We start from the raw sequence: 19598 nt of genomic DNA on the forward strand, positions 1-19598 counted from the left end.
GGTGGTGAAGACCGCCTGACAGAAACCGTGACTTTGAACTTTGCCGAGTTCAGCTATGTGTACGTGCCACAGAAGAAAGACGGTGGCCCCGAAGGCAAGGTTGAAGCCACATTCAATATTGCAACCAACTCCGAGAAGTAATCGGACAGCCAGGAAACACAATGTCGAAAGTCGATATGTTCCTGGCCCTGGATGGTTCCCGCCAAGGGGCCATCCAAGGGGAAAGCCAGGTCAGTGGTCATGTGGGTGAAATAGAAATCGCCGGTTGGTCTTGGGGCATGTCCCAGCAAGTCCATTCATCATCGCAACTAGCATCCAAAGCCTCGGTGCGTACTTTGAGCGTGCAAAAGGCGATCGACAGTTCGACCACCGCAATCATGAGTGCCTTGAAATCTGCAGAACTGCTGAGCAAAGTGGTACTCACTTGTCGCGACCCTGGTGGCCTTGCAACCATTGATTACTTGCGTATAACTTTGCGCAAGGCGCGTATTTGCGATTATGAAATCACAGGCAGTGCAAGCGATGGCCGGCAGGTCGGGGAGTCATTCTCGATTGCATTCAAGGAAATCGAAGTCGTGTATACCCCCAAGTCGGCAGCCAATTTAAAGGCAGGTGCCTGCACTTACATTGACGTGTATGAGTAAGTCTAGGGACGCGCTGCAACCAGCCTTGCTGGATCGTCTTCAGGATGACGAGCCCGCCCTTCAAACTGAATCTGCCAATCGCCGCTTCATTACCAAAGAGGCGCTGCGTCAGCTGGTGCTGCGCGATCTCGAGCAGTTGCTGAACGCAACCCGTGTTCTTGACAGCAAGTGTCTTGAGGGTCAGCGGCAATTGAATGAGTCTGTGCTGGCTTATGGCATGCCCCCGGTGGCCGGAAAAATTGCGTCCATGATCGATGTCAAAGATTTTGAACGAACCGTGGCCAATCTTATTCGGCGGTTCGAACCGCGAATCGATGGAAGTTCATTGAAAGTAACGGCGGAAACCCAACAAGGCCTGATGCATTTGCACAATGTAATTGGCCTGCGTATTTCCGGTTTGTTGTGGGCTCAACCCTACCCAATCGAATTGATGTTGCGCACTGAAGTGGATCTTGAAACCGGCAAGGTGCTGTTGTTGCCGCTCTCCGGCTTCTGAGTAACAGGTATCACCTCCATATGGACCCTCGTTTACTTCAGTTTTATATTCAGGAGCTTGCTCACGTGCGCGACACGGGTGCCGAGTTCGCTGCACGTTTTCCTAAAGTTGCGTCGCGCCTTGCGATGGATGCAACCGAGGTACAAGACCCCTATGTAGAAAGATTGCTGGAGGGGTTTGCTTTCTTGACTGCCCGGGTTCAGCTTCGCTTGAACGAGGAGTTTCCGCGGTTTACCGAGCAATTGCTCAACTGCATCAGCCCGAATTTTTTAGCCCCTGTGCCCGCCATGGGGGTGGTGCAACTCAATCCCAATCACAGCGATGTTGCCCTGAAAAAAGGCATTTCGCTTTCAGCCGGCACCGTGCTGCAAAGCCAGGTGGCCAAGGGCATCAACACGCCCTGCAAGTTCAGGGTTGGGCACAGTTTAACCTTGTGGCCCTTGGTCATTCAGGCCATTGAACACGGCCCTTTCAAGGCCCATGTGCCAACCATGCGGGGTGGCAAGCAGCCACGGTCAGCTTTGCTGGTCACCATCGAGAATTCAACGCACTCTGCATTGTCCCAACTGCCATTGGATGAACTCGATTTTCATGTCAGTTGTGGTGATGAATACGCCTACGCACTCCTTGAAAGGTTGTGTCATCAAACTGTCTCGGTTGGCATTCGTGCACCTGAACAAGTCGATTGGAAATGGTTACCTCTTCCGTGTGTTGCTGCTTTGGGGCTTGATGATTCCGAGGCACTGCTCCCGGTCCATTCAAACCAGTTCAGTGGCATGCGTTTGTTGCAGGAGTTTTTTGCGTTTCCGGCCCGATTTCTGTTTTTCCGTGTTCAAGGTTTAAGGCGTTTTCTGGCCAGTTGCCAGCATTCCACATTTCAGCTGGCCTTCTGTTTTGCCGAGCCAAATACCGAGCTAGACCGTGTGGTGGGAGTGGATTCATTGGCCTTGAATTGCACCCCTGTGGTCAATTTGTTTGAACAGAATTGCGACCGCGTGTTGCTGGATGAACGTTTGCATGAAGTGCAAGTGCAGCCCAATCGCAGCAAGCCACACGATTTTGAAGTGCACTCGGTGCTGGGCGTGCAGGGGTATGGACAAAACAAGGTGCAGGAATTGCCGCCCTTGTATGCGGTGTCGACCCAAGCCAACACCCATAACGATTGTGAGACCCCCAGATTCGTACACCGGCGTGTGCCCACTTTGCTGTCAGAAAAACAAGTGCGCGAGGGTGGTCGTTCTTCTTACTCAGGCAGTGATGTCTACCTTGGCCTGACCTTGCCCACTGGTGAACTCATTCAAACACACGGTTTTGAACAGCTTGCGGTGCGGGCCTTGTGTACCAATCGGGATTTGCCCCTGCTGATGCCCGTGGGGCAAGGGCCGACAGACCTGGCCTGGCCCGGTAACTTGCCCCTTCACTCCATTCTCTTTTTGCGCGGCCCCAGCCGTCCGAAGGCGGCCATGTATGGCGGGCAAAGTTGCTGGCAGTTGATCGAGCATTTGTCACTGAACTACCTTGGCTTAATCGATCAAGATGCCCTGGCCTTGGGGCAGCTTTTGGCCTTGCACGCCGACCCTGCGCAGCAGGCTCATCAACACATGGCCAGGGCGATTTTGGCAGTTGAATCGCAGCCACTGGTGTCGCGTGTTGTGCGCCAAGGCAGGCCAGCTGTGGTGCGTGGCTTGCTGGTTACGCTCACACTGGATGAACTGGCCTTGCAGGGCACGGGTGCCCTGGTGCTGGGCAGTGTGCTGGCCTTCTACCTTGCAAGCCATGTGTCGGTGAATTCATTTGTGCAAACCCGGGTGCGTCTGCACAGCACGGGTGCAGTATTTGATTTTCCTGCACGGTCGGGCAACCGGCCTTTGTTGTAGCAGGGCTTGTGCAAATGAGCGCGCTCAAGCCACCTGCCCCGAATTTTTTTGCCTTGCTGCGGCAAATTGAACATGCCCATTCGGGCAAGCCTTTGCTTGGAAAATCATTGCGCCTGCGTGATGACCCTGTGCGTTTGGGGCAGCGACCCTACCTTGATTTCGCCACGCAAGATTTCAAACGCGAAGACACCATTGTGGCTGGGCGTTTGGGTGCGATTCCAAAGTTGTACATCCAGAATTTCGGTTTGTTGGGCCCCAACGGCGCCTTGCCACTGCATTACACAGAACATGCCTACACGCGGATTCACCAGTGGAACGACCCCACATTCGCCGAGTTTCTGGATATCTTTCACCATAGGGCTTATTTGTTGTTTTACAGGGCATGGGCCGAGTCGCAACCCCACATTGCCTATCACCGCCACACGTTCAATCCGTTTGCGCAGCATTTGAATAGTTTGGTGGGCCATGGTGCATCATCCAGCTGGGGGCGCGAGGCCTTGCCTACTCATTTTCGCGCCAGTCTGGCAGCGCATTTCACCCGGCGAAGCAAAACACAAGAAGGCCTGGCCAAAAGCCTGTCGGCCTTGACTGGTTTGCCGGTGCAAATTTTTCCTTTTCAGGCGCAATGGCTGCAATTGCCTGTGCAGGCTGGCCCACAAGTGCTTGGGGGTGGGACCATGCTTGGCAGCAGGGTGTGGTGCGCGCAAAGCAAAATAAAAATTGAGATTGGCCCCATGGCCTACAACGCTTACCAACAACTGTTGCCCGCCACCGAAGGCCGCAAGCGCCTTGTGCAGGCAGCCCATGCCTACCTGGGGCTTGAGTTTGATTGTGAATTTGCACTTCGAATCAGCCCTGACCAAATTCCGCAAGCTTGCCTTGACGGCACAGCCCAGCTGGGGCGCACGGCATGGCTGGGTGAACTACAGCGGCACAAACGTGCGCAACAGCCGACCACCGTTCGCATGAAATGTCCTGCGGTTCCCACTCATTCTTCCTTGTCTCGGAGTTCAGCATGAGCAATATCAGCCGTGTTTCGCTGTTTGCCAAATTAAATCCCATTGCATTCAAATCTGTTGAAGGTGCCACCGTGCTGTGCAAATTGCGCAGTAATCCATATGTTGAACTGGTGCATTGGGTGGCCCAAATTCTTCAGCAGGATGACAGCGATTGGCACCACATTCTTCGCCATTTTGATCTGGATGCAAACGCTGTACTTGTGGATGTGCAGCGCGCCCTTGAGCGTCAGCCCGGCGGTGCGCAAGCTATTTCCGATTTGTCTGAGCATGTGACCAATGCCGTAGAAAGGGCCTGGGTTTATGCCTCACTGATGTTTGGCGCACAGAAAGTACGCACGGGTCATGTGTTGGTGGCCTTGTTGAAAACAGATTTTCTGTTGCATGAACTACTGAAAATTTCATCCCGCTTCAAACAGATTCCAGAGGCTGCGCTCAGTGAAAACTTTGCACAACTGGTGGCAAACTCCGCCGAGCAGTCTTTGTTGGCTGCCGAGGTGCCATCGGGTGCACTGCCCGGGCAGGCCAGTGGAGCCATGCCTGCTGCTCAATTGGGCGGCGAAGAGGCTTTGACGCGCTACACCGTGGACCTGACCGACAAAGCGCGCAAGGGTGAAATAGACCCTGTGTGCGGTCGTGAACTGGAGGTGAGACAGATCATCGATATTTTGCTGCGTCGTCGTCAAAACAACCCCTTGATTACCGGTGAAGCGGGGGTGGGCAAAACTGCGGTGGTCGAAGGGTTTGCCTTGCAGGTGGTGGCAGGTGATGTGCCACCGGCACTGCGAGGGGTGCGAATATTAACCCTCGACCTGGGTTTGTTGCAGGCTGGTGCTTCCATGAAAGGCGAATTCGAACAGCGGCTACGCCAGGTGATTGATGAAATTCAGGCCAGCGAGCAAAGCACCATTTTATTCATCGATGAGGTGCACACCTTGGTGGGTGCAGGCGGCAATCAGGGCACTGGTGATGCCGCCAATTTGCTCAAACCCGCCTTGGCGCGTGGCACGCTCCGCACGATTGGCGCCACAACCTGGACTGAATACAAAAAATACATTGAGAAAGACCCCGCACTGACGCGGCGTTTTCAGGTGGTGCAGGTGGATGAGCCTTGCGAGGCCAAGGCCATCGACATGTTGCGTGGTTTGGCCGCGGCCATGCAGGTACACCATGGGGTTTGGCTGCTTGATGAAGCAGTGCAGGCGGCGGTGCGTTTGTCACACCGTTACATTCCTGCGCGGCAGTTGCCAGACAAGGCGATCAGTCTGCTCGACACCGCATGCGCACGCGTGGCTGTTTCCCAGCACGCCACACCTGCACCCATCGAGTCGGTTCAAAAGCGGTTGACTGCTTTGCGTGTTGAGCGACAGGCGATTGAAAAGGAAGCAGCATTTGGGCGTGAGCACGCAGCACGGATGGGTGAAATTGAAGAAGCATCGATCAGGCTGACTGAGGAATTGGAGAAGTTGCAATCGCAATGGCAAGACGAAAAGCGGGCACTGGATTCCCTGCTGGCTTTGCGCCGTGCCGTTGATCGAACAGATGCCAATGAAACTAGCAGTGGGCAGGCATTGTCCAATCTTGGGCAATTGAAGGCGCTGGAATGCGAGATCAAGGCGCTGCAAGGCGAAGCACCCATGATTCACCCACAGGTGGATGCGCAGTGCGTGGCGGCCGTGGTGGCCGACTGGACGGGTATTCCCGTTGGGCGCATGGTGCGCAATGAAATTGAAAACGTGCTGAGCCTGAGTAGCGCGCTGGGTGCACGTATTGTGGGCCAGTCGCATGCGCTGGAGACCATTTCGCGTCGAATTCAAACCAGTCGCGCCGGTCTGGATGACCCGAACAAACCGGTGGGCGTGTTCTTGTTGGCGGGTACTTCGGGCGTGGGCAAAACAGAAACCGCGTTGGCCCTGGCCGAGAACCTGTACGGTGGTGAGCACAATGTGATCACCATCAATATGAGTGAATACCAAGAGGCGCACACCGTGTCTTCACTGAAAGGCGCGCCACCCGGTTATGTGGGGTATGGCGAAGGCGGTGTGTTGACCGAGGCTGTGCGCCGAAAGCCCTACAGCGTGGTGTTGCTCGATGAGGTCGAGAAAGCCCACCCCGATGTGCACGAGCTGTTTTTTCAGGTGTTTGACAAAGGCTGGATGGAGGACGGCGAAGGACGTCGAATTGATTTTCGAAACACCCTGATTTTGTTGACCACGAATGTGGGCACCCCTGAATTAATGGCGCTTTGCAAAGCGGGTTTGCACGCCGGAGAAATGCCTGAACCCGAGGAACTTGTGAAGGCCCTGCGTGCACCCATGTTGCAAGTGTTTCCACCTGCCTTGTTGGGGCGGCTGGAAGTGGTGCCGTATTACCCGCTTTCCAGTGGCATGCTGGCCAATATCGTCCGCTTGCAGTTAAGCCGCATTCAGCAACGCATTGCTTCTACACACCGAATGGCGGTTCAAATTGATCCTTCCGTGATTGATCGGATTGTAGCCCGTTGCAATGAGGCTGACTCGGGCGGGCGCATGGTCGGCACCATTTTGAGCAACACTTTGTTGCCCACAGTGAGCCGTCAATTGTTGCAGGCCACCCTGCTGGGCAAATCAGTCAACACATTGAATATCAGCACCGATGGCCACGAGTTCACGTACCAGTACGACTAAAACGACCACAATAAAACTGCCGTGTTCAACGTTGCCGCAGTTGCCCGGCCGGCGAAGTGCACTGCAAACTTTGTTGGGCCTGGCGGGTATGGTGTCAGTGCCGCCTTTGGTTTTTCGCTTGCCACCCACCCAGGCTGGCAGCCTGCCAAGCGATTCCGCTGCGCCCTACACGCACAGGCTGGCTTTGTTGATCGGCAATGGTGATTACCCGGTTCCGCACGATTTGCCGCCCATTCACAAGAATGTGATGGATCTTGGCGAGGCCTTGGCCTTTCGGGGTTTTGATGTCACCCAGGCCATGAACCTGGATGAAAGCAGCCTGCAAACCACGGTGAACGAATTTGTAAAACGGGTTGAGCAAGCACCCCCGAATGCGGTCACTCTGTTTTATTACGCAGGCCACGGTTTGCAGGTGGACTCCAACAATTTGTTGTTGGGCTCGGGGGCGAACCCCACGGCACCTCGCCGTGATTTACTGGCGCGCTCCCTGGTGCTTCAGCAAACCTTGCTGGCTGCACTGCCACCCAGGCCGCAGGCCTTGAACATCACGGTGATAGACGCATGTCGAACCGATTTGCGCCATGCCTTGGGCGATGGCGAGGGTCTGAATCAGGTGGAAGCGCCTTTGGGCAGCTTGGTGTGTTTTTCAACAGGGGCTGGCAAACCTGCCGTGTCTCCGGCCAGTGCGGATCAAAACACTTTTTACACGGGTGCTTTGGTGAAACTGCTTAGGGAGTCGGCAGCGCACATCACTTTTAATGATCTGTTCCGGATGGTGAAGCAGGACGTAGAGAACACCATGCTGAAGCACCCCCTTGCTGCAATTCGACGTTTGGCTCAAACCCCGTTCATCGCTGACAATGCCCGTGCGCAGGTTCCGTTGGCGGTGCATCTTTCGGCACTCCCGGGCGTTTCTGCGCCTCCGCCCATGTTGCCTCAGGAAGAGGCTGATTGGAATGCAATCCAGTCAACACAGTGGCCTGTTGATCTGCTTCGCTTGTGTCAGGCTTTTCTGGCGTCTTACCCGAACAGTATCCAGGCAAGGTCTGTCATGGTTTATCAGGCCGGTGCCCAGCAGGCCTTGAGTGTGTTGCGACACAAAGAGGTCAAGCTGTTTAGAACCAGTTTTGTGCTTCCCCAGTCAATGCCCTCCGAGTTACTGGTTGATGCGACCGCCGATCTGGTTCGGGCCGCACGGGGTGACAAAGATGCAGCAGCCCGCATTGCCCGTTTGCACCGCGAGATGGATGCTGAGCAAGGTCAACTTCGTTACGTGGGTTGGTTGCAGTATGCGGGCGGTTTGGGAAACGGCATTGCAAGCTACGAGCTGGCGCTGTACTACCGTGAGGCTGCTCAGCCCTTGTTGGCGGCTCAAGCCGAGGCCCGCGCCAGGCACCTGGGTTATACGCCACCCCGTGCCTTGGGGCATGCGCGTAAATAGGCTGCCCTTTACAGCTTATTTTGAGGTTTCAATTGCCTTACAAAGATTCACAATGTTTGTAAGTGAAAAAGGAACCTGAAAATGATCCGCCTTGTTTTTAACTGGATTGCCCTGGCTTTGTCTGCTGGTTTGCTGATGGCTTGCAACCCGCGCACCAATTTGAATGAAGACAACTTGCTCAAAGGCGCAAGGGCTGAAACTTTCATTTTGAGCCACGGTGCCCTGTGCGCGCGTTTGCCCAGTCCGGAAGCAATCGAGCAGTACGCCCGTGACCAGGTGCCTGCCAACAGCGCATTGGCCCGCGAGGTCAAGGCTTGGGATTTGTCGGGTTTACTGGATATTTTTCAAACCCGGGATGGCCGCTGGGTGATCATGCCCTCCAGCGGTTTGAAAAAACTGGAAGGTGTTCATTTCAGGCAAGGCCCTCAGGGTGACAACGAAGCCTTGTGTTTTGGTCGCCTGTGGGTTGAAAAAACAGTCGACTATATTCAAAACAAGCCATTTGGCCAGGAAGACGCGGTTTCAGCGCGTTTCGAAGCCAGCTTGAAAGACGCCCACATGTTGAACCACTTCAAGAACCTGAAGGTCGAGTCGTTCGACCCCTCTGTGTTTACCTTGAGTACGGGCACTGCAATCGCGGGTACATTGCAGCCCAGCTTTGTGATTGAAATGGCCCTTCGCCCCACTCACACAGGTTGGTACCTGGCCAAGAACGGGGCGAACTAGGCCTGCATCAGCGGGTTTTAGCCCAGTGCGTTTACGATGGCATCGCCCAAGGTTCTGGTGGTGCCTTTTCCCTTCAGGTCACCTGTCAATACGGCCGGGTCACCGCTTTCCAGCACGTGTTCAATGGCAGCGAGAATTTGGTCATGGGCCAGCTGGTAGCGGGTTTGGCGACCCGCTGCCACCACTGCCGGGCTATCTCCCAGAAACTGGATCATCAGGGCGGCCGACCAAATCATGGCGATCGGGTTGGCAATCCCTTTGCCAGCGATGTCTGGCGCTGAACCATGCACGGGCTCAAACAGCGACGGGAACGTGCGGTCCGGATTCAAGTTGGCGGAGGGAGCCAGGCCAATCGTGCCAGTGCAGGCTGGCCCCAGGTCGCTGAGAATGTCGCCGAACAGGTTGCTGGCTACGACCACATCAAAACGCTCGGGTTGCATCACGAACCGGGCGGCCAGAATGTCCACATGTTGTTTGTCGTAGGTCACCTCTGGGTAGCCTTTGGCCATGTGGTCCACGCGCTCATCCCAGTAGGGCATGCTGATTGCAATGCCGTTGCTTTTGGTGGCGGCAGTCAATTTCTTGCGAGGCCGGTTTTGCGCCATTTCAAATGCAAACTTCAGCACACGGTCGACACCGTGGCGGGTGAACACACTTTCCTGCAGCACAATTTCACGGTCAGTGCCTTCGAACATGCGGCCACCCACCGCCGAGTATTCGCCTTCGGTATTTTCCCGAACCACCACGAAATCGATGTCTCCGGGTTTTTTGTTGGCCAAGGGGCAGGGTGCGCCAGGCAATAATTTCACCGGGCGCAAGTTCACATACTGGTCAAATTCACGTCGGTATCGCAGCAGCGAGCCCCACAGGGAAATGTGATCGGGAACCAGGTGGGGCATGCCCACCGCGCCGAACAAAATGGCCTCGCAGGCCTCAAGTTGGGGCTTCCAGTCCTCGGGCATCATGCTGCCGTGTTTCAGGTAGTAATTGCAGTGTGCCCAGTCTTTGTGATGCAACTCCAGCGTGATGCCATGGGTTTTTTCAGCCCAAGCCAGCACCTTCAGTGCTTCTGGCATAATTTCCTGACCGATGCCGTCGCCGGGAATAATTGCGATGGAGTGTTTCACAGCCTTGTCCTTGTTGAATTCATGGAAGCCCCACAGGCTACCTGAACCAAGGTAGGCCAACCAGTGTGGGAATCCCCGATGGAGTCAGCTTGAGCCGCAGTAAAAACAGAAACCCCGAGCCCGCAAAAACACCGAACGGAAAAACCGATTTTTCAGCACCGGGTGCCAAGGTGCGGATCGACAAATGGTTGTGGGCAGCCCGTTTCTTCAAAACCCGTTCGCTGGCCACGGAGGTGGTGGAAGGTGGCAAGGTGAAGTGCAACGATGAACGTGTCAAGCCTGCCTATGGTGTGCAGGTGGGCGATGTGCTCACCGTGCCGGTGGGCTGGGACGATATGGTGCTGGTGGTGAAAGGCCTGGGCGACAAGCGCGGTAGCGCCACGATTGCGCAAGGCCTCTACGAAGAAACCATGGAAAGTGCGAAAAAGCGGGCGGAACGCGCAGCCAACCGCAAGTTGATGAAAGACCCCGCACTCGAGATCAAGGCGCGGCCCACCAAGCGGGACCGCCGTGTGATGGATGATTTTAAATGGGGCGATGAATAAGCCCGGTGAATGTTGCCGGCCTTAAACCTTCTCAGCCAGCGATTTCTCGATCAGCTGGTGCAAAGCCGCAAAATCGGGTTCACCCACATAGGTTTTGATGATCTCGCCTTTGCGATTGATCACATAGGTGGTTGGCGTAATTTTTACGTCATCAAATGCTTTGGCAATATTGCCGTTTACATCCAGTGCCACATCAAATGGCAGCTTGCGGGTTTCTGCAAAATTCACCACGTAATCGGGGCGGTCGTAGCTCATCGCCACGGCGATGGTTCTAAATCCCTGATCTTTGAACTTGTTGTGAGTGTCGACAATGTCTGGCATTTCTTTCACGCAAGTGGTGCAACTGGTTGCCCAAAAGTTCACAAGCATCACCTGACCTTGGTAATCGGCCGGTGTAATGGTTTGGCCTTGAATGGTGACGTAATCCACTTGCGGTGCTTTGTCGCCCCCGCAGGCGGTCAGCATGCTGACCACTGCAAGGGTTGAAAACAGAGTAAGAAATTTTTTTGATCATTGCCGGTTGTGTTGGTTGAACTGATTAACGCGGGCCGTTTTCCACGGGCGCACTTCCATTGTTTGGAGTGGCCGACAGGCGGGAAAGTTCAGCCTCTGAAATCAATTCAAGTACCTTGACCACTTTCACTACGCCAGGCACGCCCGCAGCAATAGAGGCCGCACGGTTGGCCTCACGCTCGGTGACCAGGCCCATCAGGTAGACCACACCTGCTTCAGTGGTGACCTTGAATGAGTTGGCAAAAATATCTTGGGCATCCAGCAGGGATGCTTTGACTTTGCCGGTGATGAACGCGTCGTTGGAGCGCGCTGACAAGGAGCTTTTGAATCCCACTTGAATGTCGTTCACGATCAGACGAATGTTGGGCAATGTGGCAACACGGGCCTCTACATTGCGAATGGTGGTTTCGTCTGGCGCTTCGCCTGTCAGAAGGATTTGACGGTTGTACACGGTCGCGTTGACGTGCACGCTTTCACCAAAACTTTCGCGAATTGCGCTCTCAGCCTTGACCTGCAGGGTGCGGTCTTCAACTTGGGTACCCACGGTGCGGCGGTCGGCTGCAGCTAGGGAACCTGCTGTGATACCCGCCACTGCACCTACAAAACAGCCGCCCAACAGCGGTGCTGCCAGTGAAGCCATCAAGATGGCGCAGATGGCGGAAGAACGTGTGCGGGTAAAAAACCGGGGGTTACGACTCATTTTCTTCTTCTCCAAGTAAGCTCAGGTCGATGCCATCGCAAATGCAATGGATCGCCAACAAATGTATTTCCTGAATGCGGGCAGTGCGGTTGTGCGGTACGCACACATGCACGTCGCCTTCCTTCAGCTGATGCACCATTTGACCGCCGCCTTTGCCAGTGAGTGCAACAATGGTCATGTCGCGGGCGTGAGCGGCTTCAATGGCCAGTTGCACGTTTTTTGAGTTGCCGCTGGTTGAAATGGCCAGCAACACATCACCAGGCTGGCCAATCGCTGCCACCTGCTTTGAAAAAATTTCATTGAAACTGTAGTCATTGCCGATCGCCGTCAACGCCGATGAGTCGGTGGTGAGTGCAATGGCCGCCAGGCCGGGGCGCTCGCGCTCGAACCTGCCCACCAGCTCAGCTGCAAAGTGTTGGCAATCGCCTGCCGAGCCACCGTTGCCACAGGCCAGTACCTTGCCACCATTGGTGAGTGCAGTCACCATCAGCTCGATTGCCTCGGAAATTGGCCCGGCCAGCTCTTCAGTGGCGGCCTGTTTGGCGGCAATGCTTTCGTCAAATTGTTGGGTAATGCGTGTGATCAAGTCCATGGCGACAGGCCTTCTGGCAGTTATCTCGAGCCTTCTATTATAGGTGACCCCGTTGCAGGCGATTTGCATGGCGCAGCGGTTTGATTCCGCTTTAGTTGCTGATTTGCCACGCATTTTGCACCCACTGTGGTTCAGTGCCGTTTTCTAGTGCGACCACGTCAAAACGCAGGTGCTTGAACTTGCGTTGACCCTGCTGCACCCACCACAGCTTGGCGCAGCGGGATACGCGTGCCTGTTTGCGAGTGGAAATACTCTCGAGTGCGCTGCCATGGCGGCTATTGTTGCGAAGCCGAACTTCCACAACGACGGCGGTGTTGCCATGCGCCATGATTAAATCGATTTCACCGCAGCGACAACGGTGATTTCGTGTCACCAGGATTAGTCCGTGTCGTTCAAGCAGGCGCAAGGCTTGGGTTTCAGCAAGTTGCCCCTCCGTCAACACGGCAATTTTGTGCGTCGGTGGCCTTCTGTGGGTGGTGTCGGGCTTTTCTTTGGGGGTAAGCCATGGAATTTTGGCTTTTGGTGATCGCGATTTGCGTCTGCCCCATGGAATGCCGGACAATTCAGGAACTTTGGATTTGGATTTGAGCGCCATGCAGAACGCCGGTGAAGGAAATGGAATGAACGATGCTGTGAATTCTGATGCTCAGAGTGAAACACGGCGAGAACCTTCCCTCTATGTGGTGGCAACCCCCATCGGCAATATGGGTGACCTTAGTCTTCGTGCGCGCGCAGTGTTGGAGCAGGTGGATCGAATTGCCGCGGAGGACACCCGCAACACCGCCCGCATGCTGGATGCACTGGGTATCAAAAAGCCCTTGATGGCGCACCATGCCCACAATGAACGCGAAAGCGCGCAGGGGGTGCTGGCTTGTTTGCAGCGTGGCGAGTCGGTGGCGTTGGTGAGCGATGCGGGCACACCGGCCGTGTCGGATCCTGGCGCCGTGGTAGTTCGCTGTGTGGCAGAGGCCGGTTTTACTGTGGTGCCGGTGCCCGGTGCCAGCAGTGTGTTGGCTGTGGTGGCCGCGAGCGGTTTGGTGGACGGCGCTTTCACTTTTCGTGGCTTTTTGCCAGCGAAAGGAAAAAACCGTTTGGATGATTTGAAAACCTGGTTGGCCTGCCCGGAGCCTCAGGTGGTGTTTGAGGCGCCCCACCGCGTTATGCAACTGGTGGATGATCTTGAAAGCCTTGGCATGGGCGGGCGCGAAATGTGCGCCGGTCGCGAGTTGACCAAACAGTTTGAAACTTTTTACCGGGGTAGTGGCGAGCAGGTGTTTGAGCAGGTGCGACAGGATCCCAATGCCGAGCGGGGCGAATGGGCATGGGTGATTGGCGGTAACCAGATTTCTGACCATAATGCAGAAGCCGAGCAGGCCAGCGCAGATTTGGACACCTGGCTTGCCCTGTTATTGGCCGAGTTGCCGCTGAAGACTGCGGTGGCGCTGGTGGTGAAGGCCACGGGCATGGCAAAAAACTCGGTTTATGACCGGGCTCTTGCGATCAAAAGCGGGCAGTCATAAAAAAGCCAGCCCGAGGGCTGGCCAAACCACTGTGTGGTGTCAAGAACAACTATTGCCTGCGAGAACAATCAGGCAGGCAGGGGCAAGCCTGCTTCAGGCACTTCCAGGCCACTGATGCTTACAGATGCTGAAATTGGCAGACCCTCAGGCAAGGCCAGGGTCAGTGTGCCGTCCTCAAAACTGATGGGGCTGGCTGGCAGGCCACCGCCTGTATCTCCACCGGGCAGGCTGGGCAAACCACCACCAAGCAGGCCGGTCAACGAGTCCAGGCCTGGCAGTCCGTCTGTTGGAATTGGCAGTGCATCCAGGCCAGGAAGAGCGTCCAGGCCAGGGATTGCGTCCAAACCGGGCAGTGCTGGCGCATCGGGCAGACCACCGCTGAGCAGGTCAGTCAGTGTGCTCAGACTTGGCAAGCCATCGGTTGGAATTGGCAGTGCGTCCAGACCAGGAATGGCGTCCAGGCCGGGTAGTGCGGGGGCTTCTGGCAAGCCACCACTGATCAGGTCAGTCAATGTGTCCAGGCTTGGGGCGCCGTCGGTTGGCAGTGGCAGTGCGTCCAGGCCAGGAATTGCATCGAGACCAGGAATTGAAGGCGCGTCAGGCAATCCGCCTGTCAGCAGGTCGGTGATGGCGTCCGGGCTGGTTGGCAGCATGTCCAAACCAGGAATTGAGTCCAGTCCTGGAATGCCAGCTGGAGGGGTGGGCAAACCACCACCCAACAAACCTGTGAGTGAATCCAGTCCGGGCAGGCTGTCTGTGGGAATGGGCAATGCGTCCAAACCGGGAATGGCGTCCAAGCCAGGCAGTTCGGGGGCAGCTGGCAGTGAGCCAGCAAAGGTGTCCAATACGCCAGCCAGAATTTCGCCAGCTACTGGTACGGCACTAATGCCGTTCTTCAATTCGTCTAGGGCCATGCTTTCTCCGTCATTTGAAATGATTAAAAATAGTTATTATTTTTCTGTAGGCAATCTGCGTTGCCTGCGTAATAACAACAGAGATTGATTAATCATCGCAATTCGCAGATTACTTACAAAGTATGGGTAAAAAACTCACTTTTCTGCGATCTTTCTAGGGTAAGTTGATGATTCTCAAAAGAAATTGACTTCAGTGAAATATTTGTGGCGGAAAATTGATGACAAAACTGTGATGGCGGGGGGTTTACGTCACCCGAAGGTGACTTTTGATCTGAACTTGAAGGTTCGCGGCTGCTGTTGTGCTTGTCTCGCACGGGGCCGGTGACCAGGGAGCCAAACTTGAACTGTCACCGCTGCTATTGGTAGCCAACTCGGCGTGGGTACCTTGTGTCGCACAGGGCTGGTTGATTGGAAGCTGAACTTGAAGGATCGCCGTTGCCCGAAAACTTGGCATTTCGGCTTGTCGTCTTGAGCCTGCACTAAGCCAAGCCCTCCAAAAGTAACGGTCGGGTCTTGGCTTTCGCGCCAGGGCGCGATCGTTAGCCTCGACGCGCCAAGCCGGCAAGTTTTCTGACTGGTCATCGTGCGACCCATTGCAAGTTCAGCCGCCCAATCGGCGGCGGTGTTTCGATCGCTTCGCCTTCAAGAAAACCTGCCCGTTTGAATTCACCCGCCACGCTCGGCCATGGGCCGGCACCGAGACTCGGCCCGCCCTTTTGCCGAGCGAGGTGAGTCAGGGTGAATATCAAAAAGGGAAATACAGGTTTTCTGGCGAGAGATCGGAACCCAAGCCGATCGGGCGATTAATAAAGAAGCTGCGGGACAGCTGAACCCAAGCCGATTGAGCTATTAACAAAGCCGCAGAGAGCGGAACGCAAGCCGAATGGGTATATAGGTCGGCCATTGAGTACGTAAAAAAAGCACGCCAACCTATGGTCAACATGCTTTTTTAGAACGCATCAGCAAATCGAGCGAATTAATCTCCGTACATGCGCTGCTTCAATTCCCGGCGCTGCTGCGCTTCAAGCGAAAGCGTGGCTGTGGGGCGTGCAAGCAGGCGGGCTACACCGATGGGATCGCCGGTTTCTTCGCACCAGCCGTATTCACCGTTGTCGATTTTCTGCAGTGACTGCTGCACTTTCTTCAGCAACTTGCGTTCGCGGTCGCGAGTGCGCAGTTCCAGCGCATGCTCCTCTTCGATGGTTGCGCGGTCTGCAGGATCAGGAACCACTACAGTTTCACGCAGATGCTCCGTGGTTTCGCCTGCATTGGCGAGCAGTTCTTTTTCCATGTCCTGCAAGCGCTGGCGGAAAAAGGCAAGCTGCACCTCGTTCATGTAATCGTCTTCTTTCATCGCCAACAATTGCTTCTCGGTGATGAGTGGCGTTTTCTCAGTGGTCATAGCACAGCCTCTAGTCCTTTGGTTTTTTATTGACTATATACCAGTATATCCGCTATCGGGCTAGACAAAGCTCTAACCCTTGGGTGATAAATTCCTTGGGGAGTTTACGCCCAATAAACACGATTTTGCTTTCTTTTTTCTCGGCACTGTCCCATTTTCTGCCCCAATCGAGTCCCATCAGCATGTGAACGCCTTGAAACAGGGCGCGGCGGTCGCTGGCCTTGATGTTCAAAATGCCTTTGTAGCGAAGCATGTCAGGACCGTACACCTGGGTGACCGACCCCATGAATTCTTCGAACTTTTGCCCATCGAACGGTTTGGTACTTTTGAAGACAAAGCTTTGGATTTCGTCGTTATGGATGTGCTTGTCTTCGTCCAGAAAATCGGGTGCAATATCCAGAATCGAATTCAGGTTGAAGCCACGCACATCCAGCAATTTATCGATTGGGGCCACGCCGAATTCCGAGACCATCATTTCAGCGCGGGCATTCATTTTAACCAAGCGACGTTTCAATGCAGTGACTTCATCTTCTGTGCACAAGTCGGTTTTGGATAGCAAAATGCGATCGGCAAAGCCCACCTGTTGCTGAATTTCTCGGTGTTCATCCAGTTGCTGCATGCCATGCTTGGCGTCCACCACGGTAATCACCGCGTCCAGAATAAAACTTTCAGCGACCAAATCATCGACAAAGAAGGTTTGGGCAACCGGGCCAGGGTCGGCCATGCCAGTGGTTTCGATCACCACGCGATCAAATTTGAGTTCGCCGGCCAAACGTTTGGCGGCCATTTCACCAAGAATACGCACCAGGTCGCCGCGCACGGTGCAGCACAGGCAACCGTTGTTCATCTCAACGATGTTTTCCTGATCGTTTTGCATCAGCAAATCGTTGTCGACACCTTCTTCGCCGAATTCATTTTCAATCACGGCGATTTTCATGCCATGGTTTTCTTTGAGGATTCGGTTGAGCAAGGTGGTTTTTCCACTGCCCAGAAAACCGGTGAGGATGGTGACTGGGATCATGTTGTGGGGTGCTTTGTTCATGGTGCTGTGTGCTGCAAAAATTGGGTCAAAATTGGAGATGGGGTCGTTTGTACAAATTTAAAGGGCCGGCTGGCGTCTAAACTGCCTGAAAAGTCCACACACCTTCAATGGCCAAACGTTTCACCAAACCTTTGTACCACAGGTAGTGCAGGTGAGCGACGGCCTCACCCATGGCAAAGCTCATCTGGTGGCCGTCCATCTCGCGCCTGAACAACACGGCAATGGCCTGGCGGGCGGTCAAGGGCTTTTCCTTGATGGCTTCCAGCAGTTCATTGAGCCGGTGATCGTGGTGGCGCAGCAATTGGGCGCACCGGTCGTGCACGCCTTTGAAGGGAACGCCATGAGAGGGAAGCACGGTGAGGCTGTTGGGCAGTTGCGCCATGCGCTGTACGGATTGTAAAAACAACAGTAGCGGGTTGCCTTCGGGCTCAATGCCATACACGCTGACATTGGTGGAGATGGTGGGCAAGAGCATGTCCCCGCTGATCATCAAATCCAGGCTTTTGCACACCAGGCTGATGTGTTCGGGGCTGTGACCGAAACCCGCATGGCATTGCCACAGATGGCCTCCAATCTCGATTTCATCCCCGTGCTGAATGCGTCGGTAGTTCAGTGGGGGTTCCGGCACAAGGCGCGAAAACATGCCACCTCGCGCTTCCAGGGTTTCATCGGCTTTTTTCTCGTTCACCAGGCCGTGGCTGCCCATGAAGGCGGCCAGCGTGTTGGCATCAAAGCCCGGCAGGTTAGCGCACAAGCCGCGGGCCATGAAGTACTCGCCCGTGGACATGTGTACCTGCACGCCGTGGCGGCGGGCCAGTGGGCCGGCCATGCCGATGTGATCGGGGTGGGCATGGGTCACGATAATGCGGCCCAAGGGTTTGCGCACAAACAGGGTTTGTTCGATTTCTTCCCACATGGCAGCCACATCGGGCAGGCCCGCGCCGCAGTCCACCAGGGTGTACTGGTTTTCTTCTTCGATCAGCCAGACATTGATGTGGTCGAGCGCAAAAGGCAGTGGCAAACGCAGCCACAAAACGCCAGGGGCGACCGGGGTGGGCTGGCCCAGAACGGGCGGTTCAAACAAACGTTCAATTCCCATGTGTTTTCTGGTGACTTTTCAGTCATTTGTGTGGGTGAAGGGGCTGATTGTAGGGCATCATTTCGAAAAAGCATAACTTCTGCGGAGACTTTGACATGTTGAATTTGCCAGGACTTCAGTTTGATCTTGGAGAAGACATCGACGCCTTGCGCGATGCCGTACAAACTTTTGCCCAAGCGGAAATCGCCCCTTTGGCCGCTGAAATGGACAAAACCGACCAATTCCCCATGCACTTGTGGCGAAAAATGGGTGAAATGGGCCTGTTGGGGCTGACGGTTGAGGAAGAGCTAGGCGGCAGTGGCATGGGCTATTTGGCCCACATTGTGGCGATGGAAGAGATTTCACGGGCCAGCGCCTCGGTGGCATTGAGCTACGGTGCGCATTCCAACCTGTGTGTGAACCAGATTCGCCGCAACGGCAATGACTGGCAACGCCAAACCTTTTTGCCCAAGCTCATTTCGGGCGAGCACATTGGTGCCTTGGCCATGAGCGAACCTGGTGCGGGCTCAGACGTGGTTAGCATGCAATTGCGGGCCGACAAGAAAGGCGACAAGTATGTGCTCAACGGCAGCAAGATGTGGATTACCAATGGCCCCGATGCGGATGTGCTGGTGGTGTATGCCAAAACTGATCTGGCTGCTGGCCCCCATGGCATTACTGCTTTTTTGATTGAGAAGGGATTCAAGGGTTTTTCCATAGCGCAGAAGCTGGACAAACTGGGTATGCGGGGCAGCCACACCGGCGAGTTGGTGTTCGAGGATTGTGAAGTGCCGGAAACCCATGTGCTGGGCAAGGTGGGCCGCGGTGTGAATGTGCTCATGAGTGGTCTGGACTTTGAGCGCGCGGTGCTCAGCGGTGGGCCCCTGGGCATCATGGCGGCGGCCATGGATGTGGTGGTGCCTTATGTGCACGACCGCAAACAGTTCGGTCAAAGCATTGGCGAATTTCAGCTGATTCAGGGCAAGCTGGCGGACATGTATTCAGTCATGATGGCCACCCGTGCCTATGTGTATCAAGTGGGCAAGGCTTGTGACAAGGCCACGCCAGACACTGTTCGCAAGTTGCGCAAGGACTGCGCCGGTGCCATTTTGTTCTCGGCCGAGAAAGCCACCTGGATGGCGGGCGAGTCCATTCAGATTTTGGGTGGCAACGGCTACATCAACGAGTACCCCTGTGGCCGTTTGTGGCGCGATGCCAAGCTGTATGAGATTGGCGCAGGCACCAGCGAAATTCGCCGCATGTTGATTGGCCGCGAGCTGTTCGCGGAAACGATGTAAA

The 19598-nt window shown here is 55.1% G+C and carries 19 protein-coding genes; 10 read left to right on the forward strand and 9 right to left on the reverse strand.

What is annotated here, in order from left to right:
* Positions 1 to 161: 161 nt before the first annotated feature.
* From A0129_RS06170 to A0129_RS06200, 7 genes are all read left to right on the forward strand, one after another.
* Positions 162 to 644 carry a type VI secretion system tube protein Hcp gene (locus A0129_RS06170; protein WP_105027588.1) on the forward strand — a complete coding sequence of 161 codons (483 nt, stop codon included), beginning with the start codon at positions 162 to 164 and terminating at the stop codon, positions 642 to 644.
* Positions 637 to 1140 (forward strand): type VI secretion system baseplate subunit TssE, encoded by a 504-nt coding sequence (gene tssE / locus A0129_RS06175; RefSeq protein ID WP_291713369.1) that lies wholly within the window; start codon positions 637 to 639, stop codon positions 1138 to 1140. The genes A0129_RS06170 and tssE overlap by 8 nt, the downstream gene beginning before the upstream one ends.
* Before the next feature lie 20 nt (positions 1141 to 1160).
* Positions 1161 to 3017: a type VI secretion system baseplate subunit TssF gene (gene tssF, locus A0129_RS06180; protein WP_291713371.1), complete on the forward strand. Its 1857-nt coding sequence runs from the start codon at positions 1161 to 1163 to the stop codon at positions 3015 to 3017.
* A 14-nt stretch (positions 3018 to 3031) separates the two neighbouring features.
* Positions 3032 to 4036, forward strand: coding sequence for a type VI secretion system baseplate subunit TssG (gene tssG, locus A0129_RS06185; RefSeq protein WP_291713373.1), 1005 nt, complete (start codon positions 3032 to 3034; stop codon positions 4034 to 4036).
* Positions 4033 to 6699 (forward strand): type VI secretion system ATPase TssH, encoded by a 2667-nt coding sequence (gene tssH, locus A0129_RS06190; protein ID WP_291713375.1) that lies wholly within the window; start codon positions 4033 to 4035, stop codon positions 6697 to 6699. Before tssG ends, tssH begins: the two co-directional genes overlap by 4 nt.
* Before the next feature lie 31 nt (positions 6700 to 6730).
* A complete protein-coding gene (locus tag A0129_RS06195) occupies positions 6731 to 8140 on the forward strand; it encodes a caspase family protein (protein WP_291713377.1) in 1410 nt (469 codons plus the stop codon).
* Between the two features lie 81 nt (positions 8141 to 8221).
* Positions 8222 to 8866 carry a hypothetical protein gene (locus A0129_RS06200; protein WP_291713379.1) on the forward strand — a complete coding sequence of 215 codons (645 nt, stop codon included), beginning with the start codon at positions 8222 to 8224 and terminating at the stop codon, positions 8864 to 8866.
* Between the two features lie 17 nt (positions 8867 to 8883).
* Here A0129_RS06200 and A0129_RS06205 read toward each other — a convergent pair whose 3' ends face one another.
* Positions 8884 to 9993 carry a tartrate dehydrogenase gene (locus A0129_RS06205; protein WP_291713381.1) on the reverse strand — a complete coding sequence of 370 codons (1110 nt, stop codon included), beginning with the start codon at positions 9991 to 9993 and terminating at the stop codon, positions 8884 to 8886.
* Positions 9994 to 10082: 89 nt separating this feature from the next.
* On the opposite strand from A0129_RS06205, the gene A0129_RS06210 reads away from it, so the two are divergent.
* Positions 10083 to 10538 (forward strand): S4 domain-containing protein, encoded by a 456-nt coding sequence (locus A0129_RS06210; protein ID WP_275272195.1) that lies wholly within the window; start codon positions 10083 to 10085, stop codon positions 10536 to 10538.
* Between the two features lie 21 nt (positions 10539 to 10559).
* Here the strand turns inward: A0129_RS06210 and A0129_RS06215 are convergent, their stop codons facing one another.
* The 4 genes from A0129_RS06215 to A0129_RS06230 all read right to left on the reverse strand — a co-directional run bounded on the left by A0129_RS06215 (position 10560) and on the right by A0129_RS06230 (position 12938).
* Positions 10560 to 11003 carry a peroxiredoxin gene (locus A0129_RS06215; RefSeq protein WP_291713383.1) on the reverse strand — a complete coding sequence of 148 codons (444 nt, stop codon included), beginning with the start codon at positions 11001 to 11003 and terminating at the stop codon, positions 10560 to 10562.
* Between the two features lie 73 nt (positions 11004 to 11076).
* A complete protein-coding gene (locus A0129_RS06220) occupies positions 11077 to 11751 on the reverse strand; it encodes a BON domain-containing protein (protein WP_291713385.1) in 675 nt (224 codons plus the stop codon).
* Positions 11741 to 12343 (reverse strand): phosphoheptose isomerase, encoded by a 603-nt coding sequence (locus tag A0129_RS06225; protein ID WP_291713387.1) that lies wholly within the window; start codon positions 12341 to 12343, stop codon positions 11741 to 11743. The genes A0129_RS06220 and A0129_RS06225 overlap by 11 nt, the downstream gene beginning before the upstream one ends.
* 91 nt (positions 12344 to 12434) lie before the next feature.
* Positions 12435 to 12938: a YraN family protein gene (locus A0129_RS06230; RefSeq protein WP_291713389.1), complete on the reverse strand. Its 504-nt coding sequence runs from the start codon at positions 12936 to 12938 to the stop codon at positions 12435 to 12437.
* Here A0129_RS06230 and rsmI point away from each other — a divergent pair.
* A complete protein-coding gene (gene rsmI / locus A0129_RS06235; RefSeq protein WP_291713390.1) occupies positions 12937 to 13863 on the forward strand; it encodes a 16S rRNA (cytidine(1402)-2'-O)-methyltransferase in 927 nt (308 codons plus the stop codon). The two genes, A0129_RS06230 and rsmI, sit on opposite strands and share 2 nt — an antisense overlap.
* 68 nt (positions 13864 to 13931) lie before the next feature.
* On the opposite strand, the gene A0129_RS06240 is transcribed toward rsmI, so the two are convergent.
* The 4 genes from A0129_RS06240 to A0129_RS06255 all read right to left on the reverse strand — a co-directional run bounded on the left by A0129_RS06240 (position 13932) and on the right by A0129_RS06255 (position 18320).
* Positions 13932 to 14777, reverse strand: a complete 846-nt coding sequence (locus tag A0129_RS06240; protein WP_291713392.1) for a hypothetical protein — start codon at positions 14775 to 14777, stop codon at positions 13932 to 13934.
* A 976-nt stretch (positions 14778 to 15753) separates the two neighbouring features.
* Complete coding sequence (dksA, locus tag A0129_RS06245) at positions 15754 to 16179, reverse strand: RNA polymerase-binding protein DksA (RefSeq protein WP_291713394.1); 426 nt, start codon at positions 16177 to 16179, stop codon at positions 15754 to 15756.
* Between the two features lie 52 nt (positions 16180 to 16231).
* Complete coding sequence (locus tag A0129_RS06250) at positions 16232 to 17200, reverse strand: GTP-binding protein (RefSeq protein ID WP_291713471.1); 969 nt, start codon at positions 17198 to 17200, stop codon at positions 16232 to 16234.
* Between the two features lie 97 nt (positions 17201 to 17297).
* A complete protein-coding gene (locus A0129_RS06255; RefSeq protein ID WP_291713397.1) occupies positions 17298 to 18320 on the reverse strand; it encodes an MBL fold metallo-hydrolase in 1023 nt (340 codons plus the stop codon).
* Positions 18321 to 18415: 95 nt separating this feature from the next.
* Here A0129_RS06255 and A0129_RS06260 point away from each other — a divergent pair, with 95 nt between their 5' ends.
* Entirely contained in the window at positions 18416 to 19597 is a 1182-nt protein-coding gene (locus tag A0129_RS06260; RefSeq protein ID WP_291713398.1) for an isovaleryl-CoA dehydrogenase, read from the forward strand.
* Position 19598: the final 1 nt, after the last annotated feature.

Origin of the sequence: Limnobacter sp. CACIAM 66H1 (assembly GCF_001601825.1) — a bacterium.
Taxonomy (GTDB): domain Bacteria; phylum Pseudomonadota; class Gammaproteobacteria; order Burkholderiales; family Burkholderiaceae_B; genus Limnobacter.